Source organism: Corynebacterium flavescens, assembly GCF_008693105.1.
Lineage (GTDB): Bacteria > Actinomycetota > Actinomycetes > Mycobacteriales > Mycobacteriaceae > Corynebacterium > Corynebacterium flavescens.
The window spans coordinates 158,064-177,271 of the sequence record NZ_VXKK01000031.1; the positions used below are offsets into that span (position 1 = coordinate 158,064).

The window sequence follows — 19,208 nt, forward strand, 5'->3', positions numbered from 1 at the left end:
TCCTTGCTCCTGGTTGTTTCTACTTATTCGGGGTGTGCTGAGTCATCAGCTCAATGAACTGATCAAAAAGCGGGTTCGCATCGTGCGGGCCGGCGGCAGACTCCGGGTGGTACTGCACCGAGAAGGCCATTCCGTCATCGAGCGCCACGCCCTCGACAACGTCATCGTTAAGGCAGGTATGCGTGACGGTGGCAGGGCCGAAATCTGAGGTGAATGCAGCACCTCCAGCAGGCTTGCCCTCCCCTGCCGGATTCTCCAGCGCGAAGCCGTGGTTCTGGGAGGTGATGTCGATCTTGCCGGTCTTGTGGTTGAGCACTGGGACGTTGATGCCGCGGTGACCAAACTTCAACTTATAGGTGCCAAGCCCGAGCGCGCGGCCCAGAATCTGGTTGCCAAAGCAAATGCCGAAGAAAGGAACCTTCGCCGCGAGGATGTCTCGCACGACCGCGACCATGTCATCGGCCGTGGCGGGATCTCCTGGGCCATTGGAGACGAATACGCCGTCCGGCTCATAAGCCATGATGTCCTTGAAGGAAGTACCTGCGGGGACCACGATGGTTTCGATGCCGCGCTTAGCAAAGTGGCGCGGGGTTGCGGTCTTAATACCCATGTCATAGGCCACGACCTTGAAGCGCTTCTCGCCCTCGGCGGCAACGGTATATGGCTCGGTGGTGCTCACCTGTGCGGAAAGATCCGCGCCCTGCATGGACTCTTGCCCCTTGACCTCGGCGACGAGTTCATCGACGGGGCGCTGTGCGGCCTCGCCAGAAAAGATTCCGGCGGCGATGGAACCGTAGTTGCGCAGGTGGCGCACGAGGGTGCGGGTATCTACGCCGCGGATGCCGATGATGCCCTGGGCACTCATCTCCTCCGGAAGGGAACGCGCAGCACGCCAGTTGGACACACGGTGTGCCAAGTCGCGGATAACCAAGCCAGCGACCCAGATCTTGTTTCCGTGGGACTCATTGTCCTCGTCGTTCCACCCGGTGTTGCCGATGTGGGGAGCCGCGCTCACGACGATCTGGCGGTGGTAGGAAGGATCCGTCAGCGTTTCTTGGTAGCCGGTCATCGCGGTGTTAAACACGGCCTCTCCCAGAGAAGTGCCGGTGGCGCCAAAGCCGTATCCGCGGAAAGCGCGGCCGTCAGCCAGTACCAGGATGGCCGGGATGGGTGCCGGGTTGTTAGCCGGGGTGGTTTCAGTCACTGCGTGGCCTTTCTGAGCCTGAGAATTAATCTGTGTGTTCAAGGTTACTTCGCTTCTTCTTGTGCCAAGGACGCGGCCCCGTCGGTGGCGAGGTTGTAGGTGAGCCTTCCCCGCAAGATGGTGTGCGTGACTCGGGCGCCAAATTCCTCGCCCTCGTAAGGGTTGTTTTCGGACTTGGAGGCCAGCTGCGTGGAATCGGAGACCCAAGAATTATGCGGGTCGACGATGGTGAGGTTCGCCGGCTCGCCCACCGCAATGGGGCGGCCGTGGCCGGGCAGCCTGGTGATCTCGGCGGGTCGCTCGGACATGACGCGGGCGACGAAGCGCCAATCTGCCAAGCCCGATTCGACAAAAATTTTGGCGATGACAGCCAAGGAGGACTCCAACCCCAGCATGCCGGGCTTGGCCATCTCGAACTCCACGCACTTGTCTTCCGAGCCATGGGGGGCGTGGTCGGTAGCCACGACATCGATTAGCCCGTCGAGCAAAGCCTGGCGCAGTGCTAGAGTGTCATGCTCCTCGCGCAGTGGCGGGTTGACGCGGTAGACCCCGTCGTAGGTGCGCAGCTTGTCATCAGTGAGCAGCAGGTGGTGCGGAGTTACCTCGGCGGTGAGCGGAATGCCCTGCTCCTTGGCCCACTTGAGCAGCTCGACGGTTCCGGTGGTGGAGGCGTGGCAGATGTGCAGGCGGTTGCCATAGTCACGAGCCAGAAGTGCGTCGCGAGCGACGATGGATTCCTCTGCCACACGCGGCCAGCCATGCAAGCCCAGCTTGGCCGAGGTAGGCCCCTCGTGCGCGCAAGCCCCCTCGGTCATACGGGAATCCTCCGCATGCTGGGCCAAGAGCACGTCGAGCCCCTTGGCGTATTCCAGGGCGCGGCGCATGATCTGCGGATCCTGAACGCACTTTCCATCGTCCGAGAACATACGCACTTTCGCGTCCGAGTTCTTCATCATCCCGAACTCGGTCAGCGTCTTGCCTTCCAAGCCCTTGGTGATGGAGCCGACTGGGTGAACATCGCACAAGCCCAGTGCCTGGGCCTTTGCCCACACGGACTCTGCAATAACAGGCTGATCGGTGACCGGGGTGGTATTGGCCATGGTGAACACGGCGGTGAAGCCTCCCTTGGCCGCAGCCCGGGAGCCGGTCTCGATAGTCTCGGTATCCTCGCGGCCCGGCTCGCGCAGGTGCACATGCATATCGACGAGCCCGGGCAGCAAGACACTGCCGGCCCCGTCGATGGTGTTATCGGCAGAGTGGGTTTCCGTCAACTCGGAGCCGATAGCTGCGATGGCGCCATCCTCGATGAATACTTCGGTGGGCTCGCCCTCGCCATAGGGACGCACGTTGGTGATGAGCAGAGTCTGCGCGGCAGGAGCGCTCAGTTGGCCGGTGAGTGGATAATTGTCTTTCATTGCGAGCTTTCTCCTAGATTCCGGCGTTTTCACCATTGGTCAACAAGGTAAAGAGGACGGCCATTCGCAGGTGGACTCCGTTGTTGACCTGTTGCAAGACGGCCGTCTTAGCGTAGTCCGCGACGGTGTAGTTGATTTCCATACCGCGCAACATTGGCCCCGGGTGCATGACGATGGCGCCAGGGCGCATAGCCGCCGCCCGCTGCTTGGACAGGCCATAAAGGCTGGCGTATTCGCGGTGTGAAGGGAAGAAACCTCCATGCATGCGTTCCTGTTGGACGCGCAGCATCATCACTACATCGGCATCGGCGATCTCCGCGTCGAAGTCATAAGACACACGCACCGGCCAGGTCTCAACCCCATAGGGTAACAAGGTAGCCGGAGCGACGAGCGTTACTTCGGCGCCAAGCGCGGTGAGCAGATCCACGTTGGAGCGCACCACGCGCGAGTGCTTGCAATCCCCGACTATCTTGACGCGCAGCCCGCTAAAGTCCCCGCCCTTGATGCCCAGGCGCTGACGCATGGTCACCGCATCAAGCAAGGCTTGGGTGGGGTGCTGATGCGCGCCATCGCCCGCGTTGATGACGCTGGGGCCTTGGCCGCCAGGGCACACCCATTGCGCAAGCTGCTGGGCCGCACCCGAGGAGGGGTGGCGAATGATAAGAGCGTCTGCGCCGATGGCGCTCAAGGTCAATCCGGTGTCCTTCAAGGACTCGCCCTTCTTGACTGACGACGTCGACGCGGAGAGGTTGATGACATCCGCCGACATCCACTTGCCCGCGGTTTCAAAAGAAGAGCGCGTGCGGGTGGAGTTTTCATAGAACAAGGTATAGATAGTGCGCCCACGCAGAGTGGGAAGCTTCTTCACCTCGCGGCCGTCAAGCGCCTCGTGGAAGCGATCGGCCTCATCGAGCAAGGCCACGATCTCCGCAGGGGACAGATCAGCTATATCTAGCAGATGTTTCATTAGTTCTGCTCCTCCCCGCGGTTACGCGTCAGGATGACTGAATCGTGGCCATCGATCTCTGCAATAGATACGGTGACGTCTTCATCGCGGGAGGTGGGGATGTTCTTTCCCACATAGTCCGCGCGTATGGGTACCTGGCGATGTCCGCGATCAACAAGAACCGCTAGCTGAATGATCTCGGGGCGCCCAGAATCCGCCAAGGCGTCGAGAGCCGCGCGGATGGTACGCCCGGAATAGAGCACATCATCAACGAGGATGACCGTAGCTCCCGTGATTCCGCCATCCGGCATGCGGGTGGGCTGCAAAGCGCGGTGCGGCTTATTGTGCAGGTCATCGCGATAGAGGGTGATGTCGAGAGAGCCGCAGGGTATCTTGACCTCAGAGAACTCCTCGATCTTTTGCGCAAGGCGCTTAGCCAGCGGTACTCCACCAGAGGGGATACCCACGAGGAGCACCCGTGGTGCGTCCGCGGAATCAAGCGCCGTCTTTTCAATAACTTGGTGCGCGATGCGTGCGACAGTGCGTGCGACATCATCGGAGCTTAAAAGCTCGATTTGGTCGACACCGGTGTCATTTCCACTCATCGTGACCTCCTTCCCCGCCTCACAGTGCGGTCTTTAAAGGATGCCGGTAAATGGTCTCATGAATGTCTATGATTGGAAGACAGCGATTATATTAGCACCCTCTCCTCACACATGGGTGGGTGGATCCGAATTGGAACCGAAATAGAAGAGGTGCACCCCTTTTGAGCTTCACCGCACAGCATGTCGTTCCCGCCCCCCGCGAACAGGTGTGGACATGGCATACCCGTCCCGGAGCACTGAGCCGGCTCAACGCACCCTTTACATTTATGACGCCCATTGCCCAAGCTACCAGCCTCGCTGATGGGACCTCTATCCTCGGCCTGCCCGCGGGTCTGCGCTGGGTTGCCCGCCACGATCTTTCTCGTTATCAAACGGGCTACAGTTTTTCAGACGTCTGCATCAATGCACCCATGCGCCGCTTCGCCCACTGGCGCCACGACCACCACTTCGCCGATCACCCCACGGGTACTTTAGTCACCGATTCCGTGGACACCCGCCTGCCTTCCTCCGCTCTCGAATCCGTCTTTGCCTATCGCCAGCATCAACTCATTGAGGATTTTTCCTTCCTCAACCGGATGGGAGCCTTCCTCGAAGAAGGCACGCCGGGCCTTAAGATTGCGATTACAGGCTCCCGCGGTTCTGTCGGCCGTGCGCTGAGCGCGCAACTGCGCACTGCAGGCCACGAGGTCATCCAGTTGGTGCGCTCCGAGCCTAAGCAGGGCCAGCGGCGGTGGCGCCCCAACTCCCCTTCACCCGAGCTCCTCGAGGGAATAGATGTGCTGGTCCACCTCGCGGGCGAGCCAATCTTTGGCCGCTTCAATGACTCCCACAAGGCAGACATCCGCGACTCCCGCGTCGACCCCACCCGCCTGCTTGCCCAGCTGGTTGCCAATACTTCCTCTGTGCGCACCATGGTCACAGCCTCAGCAATCGGCATCTACGGCGCCGACCGTGGTGCTGAAGAACTGACGGAAGACTCCGAGCGCGGCGAAGGCTTCCTCGCCGATGTCGTCACCGACTGGGAGGAGGCGACCTCCCCTGCCCCCCAGGCAGGAAAGCGAGTAGTCAATATCCGCACAGGAATCGCCCTTTCAGGAAACACCGGGATGCTCCCGATCCTGCGGGCACTTTTTTCCACTGGACTGGGCGGAGCCTTCGGCAAAGGCGAGTTTTGGTATAGCTGGGTCGCCATGGATGATCTCACCGACATCTACTTCCGCGCGATTATTGATGAAGCCCTTTCCGGCCCCATCAACGCCGTCTCCCCCACCCCAGTACTCAACCGCGAATTCGTCTCCGCGCTCGGTGAGGAGCTCAAGCGTCCCGCCCTAGTTCCCATCCCCTCCTTCGGCCCCGCCCTGCTGCTGGGTAAAGAAGGCGCCCGCGAGCTAGCTTTAGCCGATCAGCGGGTACTTCCCACGGCTTTGCAGGAGGCGGGACACACGTTCCGCTACCCCCAGGTGGCGGGAGCATTAGCCCACGAGTTGGGTGGCGAAGAACTGTGGACTCCGTGACTTCGGTAGGGTTGGCACGAGTTTAGTTTTTTTATCTCCCCGACCACACGAATGGACTGAGATTTTCCAGTGTCTGAAGAATCCACCTCACAAGTGCCCACCTTGCTACCTGACACCCCGGTTGAGCCAGTAACGCTCGAGCGCGTGGCAGAAATCTTTGATTCAGAGAACCTCCAATACCGCATCGAGGAGCAGCCGGTAGATGAGGATGAGACCGTCCGCATCCTGCGCACCGGTTTCTCCAACGCTGCCATCGCTCTCCAGCTGCGCAACGACACACTTACCGTGGACTCCGTCTGGCGCGGGACCTTTGCCACCACGGAAGGCCCCAAGCTGCTCAGCGTTATCAACTCGTGGAATCAACAGAGCTTTGCGCCCACACTGCGCTTTTTTGAAGGCCCCGATAACACCCTTGCGGCCTCCGGCGTGCGCGAGCTTGACGTGACCCACGGGGCTTCGCGCAACCAGCTTGGCGCCTTCGTGATGTCCACGCTCGACGCCATCCTGCAGTCCTTTTCTTTCCTCGAAGAACAATACCCGGCGCTCGTAACCTGGGAGGAGCCGAACCATGACTAACACCGACTTCACTTTGCCCGTTGTCACCCTCGATCGCGTCATCGACGCCATGTCTACTTTCGACGTCGAACTCGAGCCCACCACGGGCAGCCTCGATGCCGCAACGGCCAACCTCAACGGACTCCCCTGCATGTTTGCTGTGCTCGACTCCGTAGTCATCGTCCGTTGCGACGTACCCACGGATGCCAGCTTCTCCGCTGCCGACGCAGGTCTTTTCCTCGCGGCCAATCAGATTAACTCGGTGGCCTTCGGCGCGCGCGTTGTCATCACGGACCACGACGACATGCTCGTCGTCCGCTCAGAGCGCGACATTCCTTGCGCCGCCGGACTCAGCGATGAGCAGCTTAATTCCGCGCTCAAGGCCGCGGTCGACGCCGTCATCGGCGCTCAAGATGCCATGGTGGCCGCTGCCGAGGAGATGAGCAAGCTCGGCTCAGAAACGGCCGCCGCTGCCAGCGCCAACGAAGAATAGCTCTTAAGGCGACTCCCCAAAAGCAATCATCCCCAGTACCTTTCCTCATCATGGGAAGGTACTGGGGATGAAAGCTACGCGGGCCCTAAGACTCTTGAGCCTGCGAATCTTGGTTCTCCGCAGGTTCCTGCGCTGCCGCGCCCTCGGCAGAATCTACAGAATCAGCAGGATCAACCACATCAGCCAAATCCTTAGCCTCTGCAGGCTCCGCAGAGACCACAGCGCCTTCGACGCTCTCTGTATCTTCCAAAGGCTCGGCCTCAGCAACAACCTCAACGTCAGCCAAGTCCTCAGCAACAGCCAAGTCCTCAGCCTCAATCGAGCCCTCTGTATCTTCGCCGGCTTTCATGGGGTTGTCAGCTGAACGCGACTGGGCAACGTCATCCAAAACGGCGTGAATATAAGGGGCGGCCTGCGCAGTGGAGTACTCGGAAGCCAACTCAACACCTTCGACTACGGCGGTGGCCGTAGGAATGTCTGGGTTGAAGAGCAGTTCCCATACCGATACGCGCATGATGGCGCGGTCCACAGCAGGGATGCGGTGAAACTCCCAGTCCTCCGAGAGGAAACGCGCGATGGTTTCATCGATGGCGTCGAGCTCTTCCGCGGCGCCCGCCACGATTTCTTTGGTGTAATCCGCGATCGGGGCTACGCCGTTGCGCTGATCACGGGCCAAAGATATACGGTCTTCCACGATTGCCACCGGGTCGACATCGCGGTTTTCCGCCTCGTAGAGGATATCCGCTGCGCGACGCCGCGCGCGATAACGGGCGGTATGGCGCTTGTGGTTAATACCGGACTTGCGCGGATGCTCAGCGAGGGACTCGTTGTTCTCAGACACGTACGCTACCTAGTTGTTGACGCGGGAGAGATACTCGCCAGTGCGGGTATCGATCTTGAGGACGTTGCCGATCTCGATGAAGAGCGGGACCTGAATCTCCGCGCCGGTCTCGAGGGTGGCGGGCTTGGTGCCGCCGGAAGAGCGGTCGCCCTGCAGGCCCGGCTCGGTGTGCTCGACCTTAAGGTCGACGGAGATAGGCAGCTCGCCGAAGAGGACCTCGCCATCGTGGAAAGACACCTGTACGCGCATGTTCTCGAGCAGGAACTTGCCGGCATCGCCGAACTTATCGAAGGGAATCTCGAACTGCTCGAAGGTCTTATCATCCATGACAACAAAGTTGGTGCCATCGTTGTACAGGTAGGTCATATCGCGGCGGTCGACGGTTGCCGTCTCCACCTTGACGCCAGCGTTGAAGGTCTTGTCCGTGACCTTGCCACTGACAACATCCTTCAGCTTCGTACGGACGAAAGCGGGGCCCTTGCCCGGCTTAACGTGCTGGAATTCGATGATCTGCTGTAGCTTGTTATCGAGCTTGAGAACGAGACCGTTCTTAAAGTCGGTGGTATCAGCCATGGATTAATCTCCCGGGGGATCGTGGATGAAAAGATGAAAACAGTGTTTTAGCATACCCCAGCCCCCGCGGGCGACGCGAAAAGGGCAAGGAGCTTGGCACTTAACCCGCGGAGCCACGCCAGGGAATACGCAATTCTCTAGAGAATGCGCAGCTCTTTGGAGGCCTTAGTGATAATCTTCGGCGCACCGTCGGTGATGATGAGGGTATCTTCGATGCGCACCCCGCCCTTGCCAGGCACATAGACACCCGGCTCGATGGTCAAGGTCATGCCGGCCTCTAGCGTACCGCTGCCGGTCTTGGCCGCCGCAGGAGCCTCGTGAACTTCCAGGCCAACGCCGTGGCCAGTCGAGTGCACAAAAGCCTCACCATATCCGGCTTCCTCGATGATGTCGCGGCACGCGGCGTCGACGTCGACCAGCTTGGTTCCTGGGGTCGCCGCCGCCACACCTGCCAGCTGAGCGCGCAGAACAAGGTCATAGATCTCGCGTGCGAAATCGTTGGCCTCACCAATAACGAAGGTGCGCGTGCAATCGGAGTTAAAACCCCGCGCGTGGGCGCCGAAATCGATGGTCACGAGATCGCCAGACTCAATCACGCGGTCGCCTGCACTATGGTGCGGCATCGCGGAGTTCGGGCCCGAGGCCACGATGGTGTCGAAGCTGACGCGCTCCGAACCCGCCATCCGCATGCGATACTCCAAGTCCGCCGCGACCTCGCGCTCGGTGCGCCCGGCTGCCAACTCACCAGCGGCGAGCAAAGACTCCAAAGAATCGTTGGCCAGATCAGCGACCTCCTCCAGGCGGCTGAGTTCATGAGGATCCTTGATGAGCCGAATCTTTTCTATCACTCCGCTTACTGGGACGAGGGTTATATCCTCCGGCAGAGCCTTTTCAAGGGCGCGTAGCTGGGAAACAGTGACATAGTCCGCTTCGAAGCCGACGCGTTGCGGTCCCTCAAGGGTCTTGAGCAGGGCAGGCCCGACAGAACGCCCGAGGATAGCCTTCAGATCCGGAACCTCGGCTGCAATCTGCGTGGTGTAGCGCCCGTCAGTCGCCATCACTGCAGAAAGGTCCTTGCGGAGCAGCAAACCACCATTGGATCCGGAGAAGCCGGACAGATAGCGCACGTGAATAAGGTGCGTCACCAACATCGCATCAATGCGCTGCGCCGCCAACTGCGAAGCCAGCTTGCGGCGACGGTTGCTAAAACGGGTATCTGCCAAGGCCATTGAACTTCCTCTATCTCTATTTATCTGTGCGTGGGCGTTATCTAGCCCTTCACACTAGTCGACGCCGCCGTTAAGCGTTGGCAAACCGCCTTAGTCTTGGGCAAAGAAATCGACGGCGGCGATGTAGCCGAATACCCCGAGCCCCGCGATGACTCCGCGTGCTATCGGGCTGAGATAGGAGTGGTGCCGAAAGGCCTCGCGGGCGTGAACGTTAGATATATGGACTTCCACGAAGCCACGGCCATCAGCGACTTCTGCGAGCGCATCACGCAGCGCCACCGAGGTATGGGTAAAGCCGCCAGGGTTGATGATGACGGGCCAGCCCGCATCCGCCGCCTCGTGCACCTTGTCGATGAGCTCGCCCTCATGATTGGACTGGAAGAACTCCGTGTCTATCGAGTGTTGGGCAGCGTGCTCGCGAACCCGCGACTCAACATCTGCGAGCGTTGTTGTTCCATAAACCTCGGGCTGCCTCTTACCGAGGCGGTTCAAGTTAGGGCCGTTGAGAATGAGAATTTTCATAACGAGGATTCCGTTCCTTGTAGTACTTCCGGTTGCCCACCACAAGGAGATGGGCGCTGGTTGCATTGTTGAGCTTTAGGTTGATGAGCTTTAGACGGAGATGGCCGCGTAGGCCGCCTCTAGTTCCTCCATCGAGGGCCCCTCAAGGCGGGTGGTCTGAGCAATTCCAGTCAAGGCCACGAACCTGATGTGCCCGTCGCGGTTCTTCTTATCATGCGTCATTGCTTCATAGAGCTCCGGGAAGTGCCCGGCCTCATAGGTCACCGGCAAGCCGACTGAGAGCAAGATATCTCGATGCAGATTGAGAAGCTCCTCATCGATGAATCCGCGGTTGTAGGAGAGGTTGGCCACAAACATCATGCCCACGGCCACCGCTCTTCCGTGGCGCCAGGTGTAGTGCTCGCGCAACTCGACTGCGTGACCAAAGGTATGTCCGTAGTTGAGAATCTCGCGCAGGCCGGACTCCTTCAAATCCGCGCCAACCACAGCGGCTTTGACCGTCACGGAGCGCTCAATGAGTTCAGGCAGATACTGAAGAGGATCGAGGCACGCGGCGGGGTTCTCTACATAGCGTTCGACGATGACGGGATCGTGGATGAGCCCGGTCTTGATGATCTCAGCTGAGCCCGCCACGATTTCTTCCTCCGGAAGGGTGAGCAAGCGATCAAGATCCATAAACACGGAATCCGGCTCGTGGAACGCACCCACCAGGTTCTTCCCGGCATCCGTGTTGATGCCAGTCTTGCCGCCGACGGCTGCATCAACCATGGCCAACAGCGTGGTTGGCGCCTGGATAACCTTGATCCCGCGCATCCATGTTGCGGCGAGGAAGCCAGCTAAGTCAGTAGCAGCGCCGCCGCCTAATCCGACGACTAGGTCCCTGCGGCTAAAGCCTTCTTCCCCGAGACGATCCCACAGTCCCCCAAGTACCTCGAGGTTCTTTGCAAACTCGGCGTCAGGAATCTCGAGCAGAGTGACGCGGATGTTGCGTGCCTGGGCCTCAGACGCCAGGTGGCGGGCAGCTGCAGCCAGGGGCGGTTGGAAGACTACGGCGACCTGTGCGGCTCCCACGGCCTTGATGCGGTCGGCGATGGCATCTGTCAGGCCGTGGCCAATATGGACCACGTAGGGGTTGGGGCCGTTAACGCTGATGGTCTTGAGCATTGAGAGAGAACTTTCCTTCAGTGGCTTATAGCTGACTTTTAGCTGACTTATAGCCGGCTTTACATAGAGTAAGGGCTTTGTGACTTAAGGCCCCAGAGAAGTACTACAGGGTCTCCATAAAACTCAAGACCTCTCCCACCACCTGCTGCGGGGAGCGGGAGCCAGTGCGGATCTTAAAGTCCGCCACTTCCGTATAGAGCGGGTGCCGCGCTTCGAGGAGAGTGCGGTAATGGCCTATGGGATCTGCAGACTGAAGCACCGGCCGTGAATCATCCCCCGCCGTGCGGCTGGCGCCCTCCTCAGCAGTGATCTCAAGATAGATCACCGTGTGACGATCTAAGAGCTCACGCGTTGCTTCGCTGAGCACCGCTCCTCCACCGAGGCTGACTACGCCTTTGCTTTCAAGTGCCTGGGCTACAATGCGGGCTTCAACTTCACGGAACTTCGGCTCCCCTAGCTCGGCGAAAACCTCGCCACAGCTCTTGCCATATTCTGCGGCGACGAGATCATCCGAATCAACCAACTCGCAGTTCAGCGCGTGCGCAAGACGCAGGCCGATGGTCGACTTGCCCGCCCCAGGGGGACCGACCAAGACGATGCGCGGTCGGGGGTTTCCGGTGACGGCAACGGGTGTTGTCATTGCTTACTCCTCGTCAAAGTCCAAACGCTGGGAAACATAGTCATTGTAGGTGGAGATATTGCGGGAAGTCTCCGAGAGACTGTCACCGCCAAACTTTTCTAGTACCGCGCGGGCAAGAACCAAGGCCACCATGGCCTCAGCGACGACGCCGGCAGCTGGTACCGCGCACACATCCGAGCGCTGGTGAATGGCCGAAGCGGCAGCACCGCTGTCCATATCCACGGTCTTCAGTGCGCGTGGAACGGTGGAGATGGGCTTCATAGCAGCACGCACGCGCAGCGGCTGGCCATTAGTCATGCCACCCTCGAGCCCGCCGGCGCGATTGCTAAGCCGCTCGACGCCGTGGGCGGTGCGCACTATCTCATCGTGAGCCTCGGTGCCGCGGCGCCGCGCCTCCGCAAAACCGTCCCCAATTTCCACGCCCTTAATAGCTTGGATCCCCATGAGGGCCCCGGCTAGCTGGGCATCAAGGCGATCCTCGCCGGAAACGTGAGAGCCTAGGCCGATGGGTAGGCCCTCAACGATGACCTCGACCACCCCACCGAGGGTATCGCCCTGCTTCTTCGCTGCCTCGATCTCAGCGATCATCTCCTTCTCCGACTCTGTGGAAAAGGCGCGCACTGGTGACTCATCGATGCCGCCCAGATCCTCAAAACTGGGGTCAGGGCCAGAATAGGGCTCAGAAGCACCGATGGAAATCACGTGGGAGAATACCTCCACGCCCAGCGTCTCACGCAGGAAGTTACGGGCCAGCGTTGCTGCAGCAACACGAGCGGCCGTCTCACGCGCGGAGGAACGCTCCAGCACCGGGCGGGCCTCGCTGTGGTCATACTTGATCATTCCGGCGAAGTCGGCGTGGCCGGGGCGAGGACGGGTAAGCGCCGCACCCCGCCCGGAGGACATGGCTTTCGCTGCCTCGCCATCCTGTGGATCGAGCGGATCCGGGGACATGACAGTAGTCCATTTTGGCCACTCGGTATTACCAATCATGATGGCGATAGGGCTTCCCAGGGTGAGCCCATGCCGAATGCCGGTGAGCAGGGTCAACTCATCCGCTTCAAACTTCATCCGGGCTCCGCGGCCGTAGCCGAGGCGGCGACGCGAAAGCTGAAGCGCGATGTCATCCTTAGTGATGGGAACGCCCGCCGGCATACGCTCAATCATGGCGATGAGCGCTTGGCCGTGGGATTCACCTGCAGTAGTCCAACGAAGCATGCCCGTCATTATCGCACGAGCGTCACTTAAGGCGAGGCATGTGGCCCCCGATTGGAGCCTAATCACACCATAAAGGGTGCCCAAAAGGGTGCCCAGCCAGACGCAATGGCGCTACCCAGCAGCATCCCCGGACCGTGCGCGGGAGGGCGCCTAGAGCCCCGAGCGCTAAGAAAGGCGGCGTGAACCAAAGTCCACAGCGCCGCAACGACTATCGCACCGAGTACCGCCAGCGCTCCTCCGCAGACCGCACAGGTGATCCCCAGCGGCAGCGCCAGTTTTATGTCTCCGCCTCCTATGCCGCCTCTAGTGATTGCCAAAGCCAAATACAGCACCGGCCAGATAAGACCTGAAAGAACAAGAGCTGGAAAAGCCTGCTCGAAAGAAAGTAAATGCGGAGCTAAGACTAGGAAGAACAAGGACGCCGCCCCCGCCGGAATGGTCAGTATGTCTGGCAAACGCCGATGGCGCAGATCCCACCAGCACAAGGCTAAAGCCCAGCACGAGATCAAGACCACCAGGGCTGACAGCATCATCGGTGCCACTTGAGGCACCGGCTCTAGCCCGGCTAATCCCCCACTCAGCTGTAGTCTTTGCCCCAAATACGATGTCTGCCCCATGAATTAAGCAGGCTAGCGCCAAGGGAGATGGGCCGCGCGCCGTAGCACTCTAAATGGTGTATTTCTCTCTACTTCGTGCCGCCGCGCAGCGCTAGCTCGGCGTTGAGAGCGGCAAACATGGCCTCGCGCGGCGCTGCCTGTCCGGTAAAAAGCTCGAATTGGCTAAAGGCTTGGTGCGCGAGCATGACCTGCCCTCCGACAGTCCTATAGCCGTCGGCGGCCGCGAAGATAGTAAGCGGGGTGGGCCAGGGATCATAAATAACGTCAAATACTGGCGCATGGGATAGTTCCGGAAGATGCCCTTCCAGCGCCCGCGAGGGAACCGTGGATACCACCACATCGGAAGAACGCGACAAGCGCGCCAACTCTGCTGAATCATCATCGAAGCTCATGCCACGCAGCTCCACGCCCAGAATAGCTGCCAACGGTTCCAGCTCCTGGAGGCGGTCACTACGGTTGAGCACGGTGACCGCCTTCGCGCCATAGCGTGCCAGCCCCCACAGCGTCGGGCGGGCCGTGCCGCCAGCGCCAATGATGGTGGCGTGCTCAATGGAGGCATCTCCGAGAAGTTCACCTAGGGCACCAAGCACCCCGTCGGCGTCCGTGTTATCAGCGAGCCAGCCCTGCGGTGTGCGCACCAAGGTATTGGCTGAGCCGATGAGGCGAGCGCGATCAGTGGCGACATCGCCAAGCGCGAGGGCCGCGAACTTGCCGGGCATCGTCACTGAGAAACCACGAAAGTCCTCTGGGGCTTGCTCTAGAAACTTCGGCAGGGTTTCATCCGTCACCTCAAAGCGGGTATAGGACCAATCCCCCAACCCCAAGGCCGCATAGCCAGCATTATGCAAGAGCGGCGAGAGAGAATGCTCGATGGGTGAACCAAGAACTGCTGCGCGAGGCATGGTGGATGAAATCTCCTAATACTCGAATGCCAATACTGGGCCAGCACGGAGGCACAGCCCAGAAAGTGCCAGCCGCGACTTAACTTTAGGGTGCCGGGTTCTCCGCAGCCGGTGCTGGTGCTTCGCCGGCAGCTGGGTCCTGCTCGTCGAGAGGAGTGCCGCCGGCGGCACCTTGGGCGGGGTTGCCGCGCTGGGAGTTGAGGATACCGGAGTTGATGGCATCATCCACGCGGGCGAGGTGATCATCGTAGTTATCGGTGAATACCGTGGTGCCCTGCTGGTCGACGGTGACGAAGAACTTCCAATTGCCCTCCGCCGGATTCTCCATGGCCAGGATGGCTTCCTCAGAAGGCGAGGCGATTGGCGTATCCGGCAGCCCCTCCTTGGCGTAGGTATTCCACGGGGTGACCTCGGCGCGTGCCTCGTCTGTGGTGGCCAGCTCCACATCGGGCAGGCCGTAGTTGACGGTGGAGTCGAACTCGAGACGCATTGGCTCGGCCAAGCGGTTTAGGATGACGCGGGCCACCTTGTTGAACTCCCCTGCGGGCGCCTCGCGCTCAATGAGGGAGGCCGCGGAAAGCAGCTGATAGGGGCTGAGGTTGATAGCCTTCGCGCGATCGACGATGTTGGTGTCGTTGTAGCGCTTGGTGGAGCGGGTGATCAGATCGGTGAGGATTTCCTCAGCGCTCATGTTCGGGTTAATCACGTACTGGCCGGGGGCGATGAGCCCCTCGAGGCGCTTGGGATCCTCACCGCGAGCACGGATGGCATCAAGAGCCCACTCCGGCGCACCCAGCTTGGCTGGGTCCACGGCGGCGGCTACCCTCTCCAAATCCTCCTTGGAGACGCAACCCCCATCGCCACAGGAAACCTGGGAGATCATGGAGTAGATGCCATAGCGGACATCGCCGCCCACCACGTTGACATCGGAAAGAGTGGAACCGCCCTTGACGTCAAGCAAGTCAACCTTGTTGTCTTTGTCGAGCAGAGCGCTCACGGCGGACTTGGCACTCATCTCTTCCTCGAGGCGGTAGAAGCCCGGCTCGATCTGAGAGGCTTGGGGGTTGGAGGATGCAGCAGATGTAAAGGCCTCCGCAGTCTTGACCACGTTCTTCTCCACGAGGTCGGGGGCAAGCTCCGACATCGAGGAGCCCTCTGGGATCTCGATCAGCTGCGTCACGCCATTGCCGGCTCCCTCGTAGTCCAAGGTATTTCCTCCTCCCAACAGGCGGAAGCCGATGTAGCCCAGCGCCCCGGCGATGAGCACGATGGAGGCAAGGAGCACAGCAACGCCGCGCTGGCGACGCTTGACGTACTTCGGTTCCATCGATCTGCCGATGCGGGTTTGATTCCGGCTCACGTACTTGATCTCCTATGGGTTGGGGCTTGATTTTCTAGGCCTGGGACGAGTTGAGAATCCGCTGGCGAGCATCCAGCCACGATTGCAAAATCTCCACGGCCGCCGCTTGGTCAATGACGCTACGGCCCTTCTTCTCTGAAACTCCGGAGCTACGCAGCGCTTGGGCGGCCACCACAGTGGTCAGCCGCTCATCTGCCATGCGCACCGGAATTGCGCCCACGTTAGGGTTCGCGGCGCGACTCAGGCGCCTATTTATACGGAAGGCGATTTCCTTTGCGTGTTTGACGCTCTTTGAGCCATTGCCATGCAAGTCTCGCGGGAGGCCAACAACGACTTCTACCACCTGATACTGCTCAATGAGCGCCAGGATGGCGTCGATGTCACCCTTGTCCGAGTCACGCAGCCCGGTTTCGCGTGCCACGGTTTCTAGGGGCATGGCGAGCTTGGCATCCCGGTCGGATACCGCCACACCGATGCGCACAGTCCCCACGTCCAGCGCTAGGCGGCGTCCCTCCCCGGGATCATTGACCCCGGGACTATCTGGTGAAACCTGCGCCATGGTGACCTTTCGCGAGAGACTGTAATTGATAACAAGACGGTTAAGTTTAGGCAACAACTTAAGATAACACGTATTGCAACACAATTAACATCTCACGCGGGCAGCCGCCCACAAACTTCTGTCCTTAGCGGGCCGCCAGCTTTGATAGGCCATCCTTGACTGCCGCAAATCCGCTCTCGGCGCCGGCAGCATTCGCGCCCGATCCCTGCGCCATGTCCGCCTTGCCACCACCGCGTCCATCGACGTACTGGCCGAATTGCTTAACGATGTCGCCCGCCTTGACCCCGCGCTCAACCGCGCTCGGGGTGGCAGCCGCAATGAAGGGGAACTTGCCATTAGATACCGCGCCCAACAAGACAACCGCGTCCTGCTCGCGCAGGCGATTGCGCACATCAGTGGCGATGGTGCGCAGATCCCCACCAGCGGTGCCCTGTGGAAGCTGGAGTGCCACGACCTTGAAGCCGTTGACGTCCTGAGCAGAAGCGATGAGCTCGGCAGCGCGCGCAGCTAGCTGTGCGTTGCGCAGGCTCTCAATCTCCTTCTCTGCAGCCTTGAGCTTTTCGGCCAAGCTGCTGACGCGCTCGGGCAGGTCAGTCGACTGCACTTTCAGCTCACGCGACACGCCCTCCACCAAAGCGGTCTCCTTGGAGTAGTAACGGAAGGCATCGAGCCCGGAATAGGCCTCGATGCGGCGCGCGCCGGAGCCCACGGAGGACTCTCCCAGGACGGAAACGGGGCCAATCTGGGAGGAGTGCTTGACGTGGGTGCCGCCGCAGAGCTCGATAGAGAAAGGGCCGCCGATCTCGACGACACGGACCTGCGAGCCATAGTTCTCGCCGAAGAGCGCCATGGCGCCCATCGACTTGGCCTTATCCAGGGTGGTCTCGATGGTGGTTACTTCCAAGTCCGCGTCTACTGCCTGGTTAGTAATCGTGGCGATCTCTTGGAGCTGCTGCGGGGTGAGCTGCTCGGTGTAGTTGAAGTCGAAGCGCAGGTAGCCGGGGCGGTTCAAGGAACCTGCCTGGACTGCGGTGGGGCCAAGCACCTGACGCAAAGCTGCGTGAATGAGGTGGGTGGCCGAGTGCGCCTGGACAGCGCCGTGGCGCCACTTCTCGTCCACGATGGCCTCGACGGAGGAACCTAGGTCCAGTCCGCCGGAGGTCACGGTAGCCTTGTGAACCCACAGGCGCTTGCCGATCTTCTGCACGTCCCCAACCTCGAGCAGGGTATCCCCTGCCACGATGCGGCCGTGATCTGCGACCTGTCCGCCAGACTCTGCGTAGAGCGGGGATTGATCCAAAATGACCTCGACGTGCTCGCCCTCGTGTACCTCGTTGACCTTCTGACCGTCGCGCACGAGACCAATGACCTTCGAGGCAGAGCTGAGCTCATCATATCCAGTGAATACCGTCGGATCATTGTCCACCCACTCGCGGTAGAGGGAGAGATCGGTGTGCCCGTGCTTCTTGGCGCGGTTATCGGCCTTGGCACGGCTGCGCTGCTCGTTCATTGCCGCATCGAAGCCCTTCATGTCCACATCGAGGCCCGCCTCATGGGCCATCTCAAGGGTCAAGTCGATGGGGAAACCATAGGTATCATGCAGCTCGAAGGCCTTGGAACCGGACAAAACCTTCGGCGTCTTAGCGCGCGAGGTGGCCTTGAGCTCCCCCACAGCCTCATCAAAAAGCTTGGTGCCGGACTCCAGGGTCTTGAGGAATGCCTTCTCCTCGTTGACGGCGACGCGGATGATGCGCTCGCGGTTGTCTGCAATCTCCGGGTAGGAAGGCGTCATGGCGTCCATGATGGTGTTCATGAAACGCTCCATGGTGGGTTCAGTAGCGCCCAGAAGCTTGGCCGAACGCGAGATGCGGCGCAGCAGGCGGCGCAAAATGTAGCCGCGGCCTTCGTTGCCAGGGGTAACACCGTCGAGGATGAGCATCATGCCCGTGCGCGAGTGATCGGCGATGACGCGGAAACGAATGTTGTCCTCGTGGGCAACTCCTTCACCGTACTTAGAGCCGGTCAGCTTTTCCGCCTCGATGATGACAGGACGCAGCAGGTCCGTTTCGTAGACATTATCCACACCCTGCAGGATGCAGGCGACGCGCTCGATGCCCAGGCCGGTATCGATGTTCTTCTTCGGCAGCGGGCCGAGGATCTCATAGTTGTTCTTGCCAATGCCCTCGCCGCGCTCATTCTGCATGAACACGAGGTTCCACAGCTCCATGTAGCGGTTGTCATCCGCCACTGGGCCGCCCTCTGCGCCGTACTCCGGGCCACGGTCGTAGTAGATCTCGGAACAAGGGCCACAGGGGCCGGGGATGCCCATGGACCAGTAGTTATCCTCCATGCCTAGGCGCTGGATGCGCTCTTTGGGCACGCCAATCTTTTCGTGCCAGATATTGGCGGCCTCATCGTCATCGAGGTAGACAGTGACCCACAGGCGCTGGGGGTCGAGGCCAAAGCCACCCTCCTCCAGCGAGCCGGTCAGCAGGGCCCAAGCATGCGTGATGGCCCCTTCCTTGAAGTACTGACCAAAGGAAAAGTTTCCGGCCATCTGGAAGAAAGTATTGTGGCGGGTGGTAATGCCCACCTCTTCGATATCGAGGGTGCGCACACACTTTTGGATCGAGGTGGCAGTGCCATTCGGGAAAGGCGGATTCTGCTGCCCCAAGAAGTAGGGCTTGAAGGGCACCATGCCGGCGTTGACGAACAACAGGTTAGGATCATCCAGGATCAAAGAGGCGCTGGGCACCGCCTCGTGACCAGCCTTAACGAAGTGCTGGGTGAAACGTTCCCGGATCTCATGTGTCTCCACGATCTATTTTCCTTACTGTTGAAAAAGGCTTGCGAA

19 protein-coding genes are annotated in these 19,208 nt (G+C 60.3%); 3 read left to right on the forward strand and 16 right to left on the reverse strand.

Annotated elements, in window-relative coordinates:
• Positions 1–19: 19 nt before the first annotated feature.
• The 4 genes from carA to pyrR are packed head-to-tail and all read right to left on the reverse strand — an operon-like array spanning position 20 to position 4,170.
• A complete protein-coding gene (gene carA, locus F4V60_RS06605; protein WP_075731136.1) occupies positions 20–1,204 on the reverse strand; it encodes a glutamine-hydrolyzing carbamoyl-phosphate synthase small subunit in 1,185 nt (394 codons plus the stop codon).
• A 44-nt stretch (positions 1,205–1,248) separates the two neighbouring features.
• A complete protein-coding gene (locus F4V60_RS06610; RefSeq protein ID WP_075729878.1) occupies positions 1,249–2,619 on the reverse strand; it encodes a dihydroorotase in 1,371 nt (456 codons plus the stop codon).
• 13 nt (positions 2,620–2,632) lie between these two features.
• On the reverse strand, positions 2,633–3,586 hold the full coding sequence (locus F4V60_RS06615; RefSeq protein ID WP_075729879.1) for an aspartate carbamoyltransferase catalytic subunit: 954 nt from the start codon (positions 3,584–3,586) through the stop codon (positions 2,633–2,635).
• Positions 3,586–4,170 carry a bifunctional pyr operon transcriptional regulator/uracil phosphoribosyltransferase PyrR gene (gene pyrR, locus F4V60_RS06620; protein WP_075729880.1) on the reverse strand — a complete coding sequence of 195 codons (585 nt, stop codon included), beginning with the start codon at positions 4,168–4,170 and terminating at the stop codon, positions 3,586–3,588. Before pyrR ends, F4V60_RS06615 begins: the two co-directional genes overlap by 1 nt.
• Positions 4,171–4,331: 161 nt before the next feature.
• On the opposite strand from pyrR, the gene F4V60_RS06625 reads away from it, so the two are divergent.
• From F4V60_RS06625 to F4V60_RS06635, 3 genes are all read left to right on the forward strand, one after another.
• Positions 4,332–5,684 (forward strand): TIGR01777 family oxidoreductase, encoded by a 1,353-nt coding sequence (locus F4V60_RS06625; RefSeq protein WP_075729881.1) that lies wholly within the window; start codon positions 4,332–4,334, stop codon positions 5,682–5,684.
• A gap of 69 nt (positions 5,685–5,753) precedes the next feature.
• Positions 5,754–6,260, forward strand: a complete 507-nt coding sequence (locus F4V60_RS06630; RefSeq protein WP_075729882.1) for a YbjN domain-containing protein — start codon at positions 5,754–5,756, stop codon at positions 6,258–6,260.
• Positions 6,253–6,732, forward strand: a complete 480-nt coding sequence (locus F4V60_RS06635; RefSeq protein ID WP_075729883.1) for a YbjN domain-containing protein — start codon at positions 6,253–6,255, stop codon at positions 6,730–6,732. Before F4V60_RS06630 ends, F4V60_RS06635 begins: the two co-directional genes overlap by 8 nt.
• An 85-nt stretch (positions 6,733–6,817) precedes the next feature.
• Here F4V60_RS06635 and nusB read toward each other — a convergent pair whose 3' ends face one another.
• The 12 genes from nusB to alaS form a co-directional block, all read right to left on the reverse strand.
• Complete coding sequence (gene nusB, locus F4V60_RS06640) at positions 6,818–7,573, reverse strand: transcription antitermination factor NusB (protein ID WP_170216805.1); 756 nt, start codon at positions 7,571–7,573, stop codon at positions 6,818–6,820.
• 9 nt (positions 7,574–7,582) lie between these two features.
• The gene (gene efp, locus F4V60_RS06645) at positions 7,583–8,146 is read right to left on the reverse strand and encodes an elongation factor P (protein WP_075729884.1); all 564 of its coding nucleotides are present in this window, start codon (positions 8,144–8,146) and stop codon (positions 7,583–7,585) included.
• Between the two features lie 137 nt (positions 8,147–8,283).
• Positions 8,284–9,375, reverse strand: a complete 1,092-nt coding sequence (locus F4V60_RS06650) for a M24 family metallopeptidase (RefSeq protein WP_075729885.1) — start codon at positions 9,373–9,375, stop codon at positions 8,284–8,286.
• Between the two features lie 90 nt (positions 9,376–9,465).
• Positions 9,466–9,897: a type II 3-dehydroquinate dehydratase gene (gene aroQ, locus F4V60_RS06655; protein ID WP_075729886.1), complete on the reverse strand. Its 432-nt coding sequence runs from the start codon at positions 9,895–9,897 to the stop codon at positions 9,466–9,468.
• A gap of 90 nt (positions 9,898–9,987) precedes the next feature.
• Positions 9,988–11,061 (reverse strand): 3-dehydroquinate synthase, encoded by a 1,074-nt coding sequence (gene aroB, locus F4V60_RS06660; protein ID WP_075729887.1) that lies wholly within the window; start codon positions 11,059–11,061, stop codon positions 9,988–9,990.
• Between the two features lie 103 nt (positions 11,062–11,164).
• Positions 11,165–11,701: a shikimate kinase gene (locus F4V60_RS06665; protein ID WP_075729888.1), complete on the reverse strand. Its 537-nt coding sequence runs from the start codon at positions 11,699–11,701 to the stop codon at positions 11,165–11,167.
• A gap of 3 nt (positions 11,702–11,704) precedes the next feature.
• A complete protein-coding gene (gene aroC / locus F4V60_RS06670; RefSeq protein WP_198154398.1) occupies positions 11,705–12,925 on the reverse strand; it encodes a chorismate synthase in 1,221 nt (406 codons plus the stop codon).
• A 53-nt stretch (positions 12,926–12,978) separates the two neighbouring features.
• Entirely contained in the window at positions 12,979–13,533 is a 555-nt protein-coding gene (locus F4V60_RS06675) for a prepilin peptidase (RefSeq protein ID WP_307722790.1), read from the reverse strand.
• 68 nt (positions 13,534–13,601) lie between these two features.
• The gene (locus F4V60_RS06680) at positions 13,602–14,435 is read right to left on the reverse strand and encodes a shikimate dehydrogenase (RefSeq protein ID WP_075729889.1); all 834 of its coding nucleotides are present in this window, start codon (positions 14,433–14,435) and stop codon (positions 13,602–13,604) included.
• 85 nt (positions 14,436–14,520) lie between these two features.
• Positions 14,521–15,762, reverse strand: coding sequence for an endolytic transglycosylase MltG (locus F4V60_RS06685; RefSeq protein WP_084559261.1), 1,242 nt, complete (start codon positions 15,760–15,762; stop codon positions 14,521–14,523).
• Positions 15,763–15,829: 67 nt separating this feature from the next.
• Complete coding sequence (gene ruvX, locus F4V60_RS06690) at positions 15,830–16,354, reverse strand: Holliday junction resolvase RuvX (protein ID WP_075729890.1); 525 nt, start codon at positions 16,352–16,354, stop codon at positions 15,830–15,832.
• Positions 16,355–16,478: 124 nt separating this feature from the next.
• On the reverse strand, positions 16,479–19,172 hold the full coding sequence (gene alaS, locus F4V60_RS06695; RefSeq protein ID WP_075729891.1) for an alanine--tRNA ligase: 2,694 nt from the start codon (positions 19,170–19,172) through the stop codon (positions 16,479–16,481).
• Positions 19,173–19,208 lie beyond the last annotated feature (36 nt).

Bases quoted from the DNA above. Each gene is read 5' to 3' on its own strand.
- F4V60_RS06610 (WP_075729878.1), bottom strand. From the start codon at position 2,619: ATGAAAGACAATTATCCACTCACCGGCCAACTGAGCGCTCCTGCCGCG.
- pyrR (WP_075729880.1), bottom strand. From the start codon at position 4,170: ATGAGTGGAAATGACACCGGTGTCGACCAAATCGAGCTTTTAAGCTCC.
- aroB (WP_075729887.1), bottom strand. From the start codon at position 11,061: ATGCTCAAGACCATCAGCGTTAACGGCCCCAACCCCTACGTGGTCCAT.
- F4V60_RS06650 (WP_075729885.1), bottom strand. From the start codon at position 9,375: ATGGCCTTGGCAGATACCCGTTTTAGCAACCGTCGCCGCAAGCTGGCT.
- F4V60_RS06680 (WP_075729889.1), bottom strand. From the start codon at position 14,435: ATGCCTCGCGCAGCAGTTCTTGGTTCACCCATCGAGCATTCTCTCTCG.
- F4V60_RS06675 (WP_307722790.1), bottom strand. From the start codon at position 13,533: ATGGGGCAGACATCGTATTTGGGGCAAAGACTACAGCTGAGTGGGGGA.
- efp (WP_075729884.1), bottom strand. From the start codon at position 8,146: ATGGCTGATACCACCGACTTTAAGAACGGTCTCGTTCTCAAGCTCGAT.
- F4V60_RS06685 (WP_084559261.1), bottom strand. From the start codon at position 15,762: ATGGAACCGAAGTACGTCAAGCGTCGCCAGCGCGGCGTTGCTGTGCTC.
- F4V60_RS06635 (WP_075729883.1), top strand. From the start codon at position 6,253: ATGACTAACACCGACTTCACTTTGCCCGTTGTCACCCTCGATCGCGTC.
- aroC (WP_198154398.1), bottom strand. From the start codon at position 12,925: ATGACGGGCATGCTTCGTTGGACTACTGCAGGTGAATCCCACGGCCAA.
- F4V60_RS06665 (WP_075729888.1), bottom strand. From the start codon at position 11,701: ATGACAACACCCGTTGCCGTCACCGGAAACCCCCGACCGCGCATCGTC.
- ruvX (WP_075729890.1), bottom strand. From the start codon at position 16,354: ATGGCGCAGGTTTCACCAGATAGTCCCGGGGTCAATGATCCCGGGGAG.
- aroQ (WP_075729886.1), bottom strand. From the start codon at position 9,897: ATGAAAATTCTCATTCTCAACGGCCCTAACTTGAACCGCCTCGGTAAG.
- F4V60_RS06615 (WP_075729879.1), bottom strand. From the start codon at position 3,586: ATGAAACATCTGCTAGATATAGCTGATCTGTCCCCTGCGGAGATCGTG.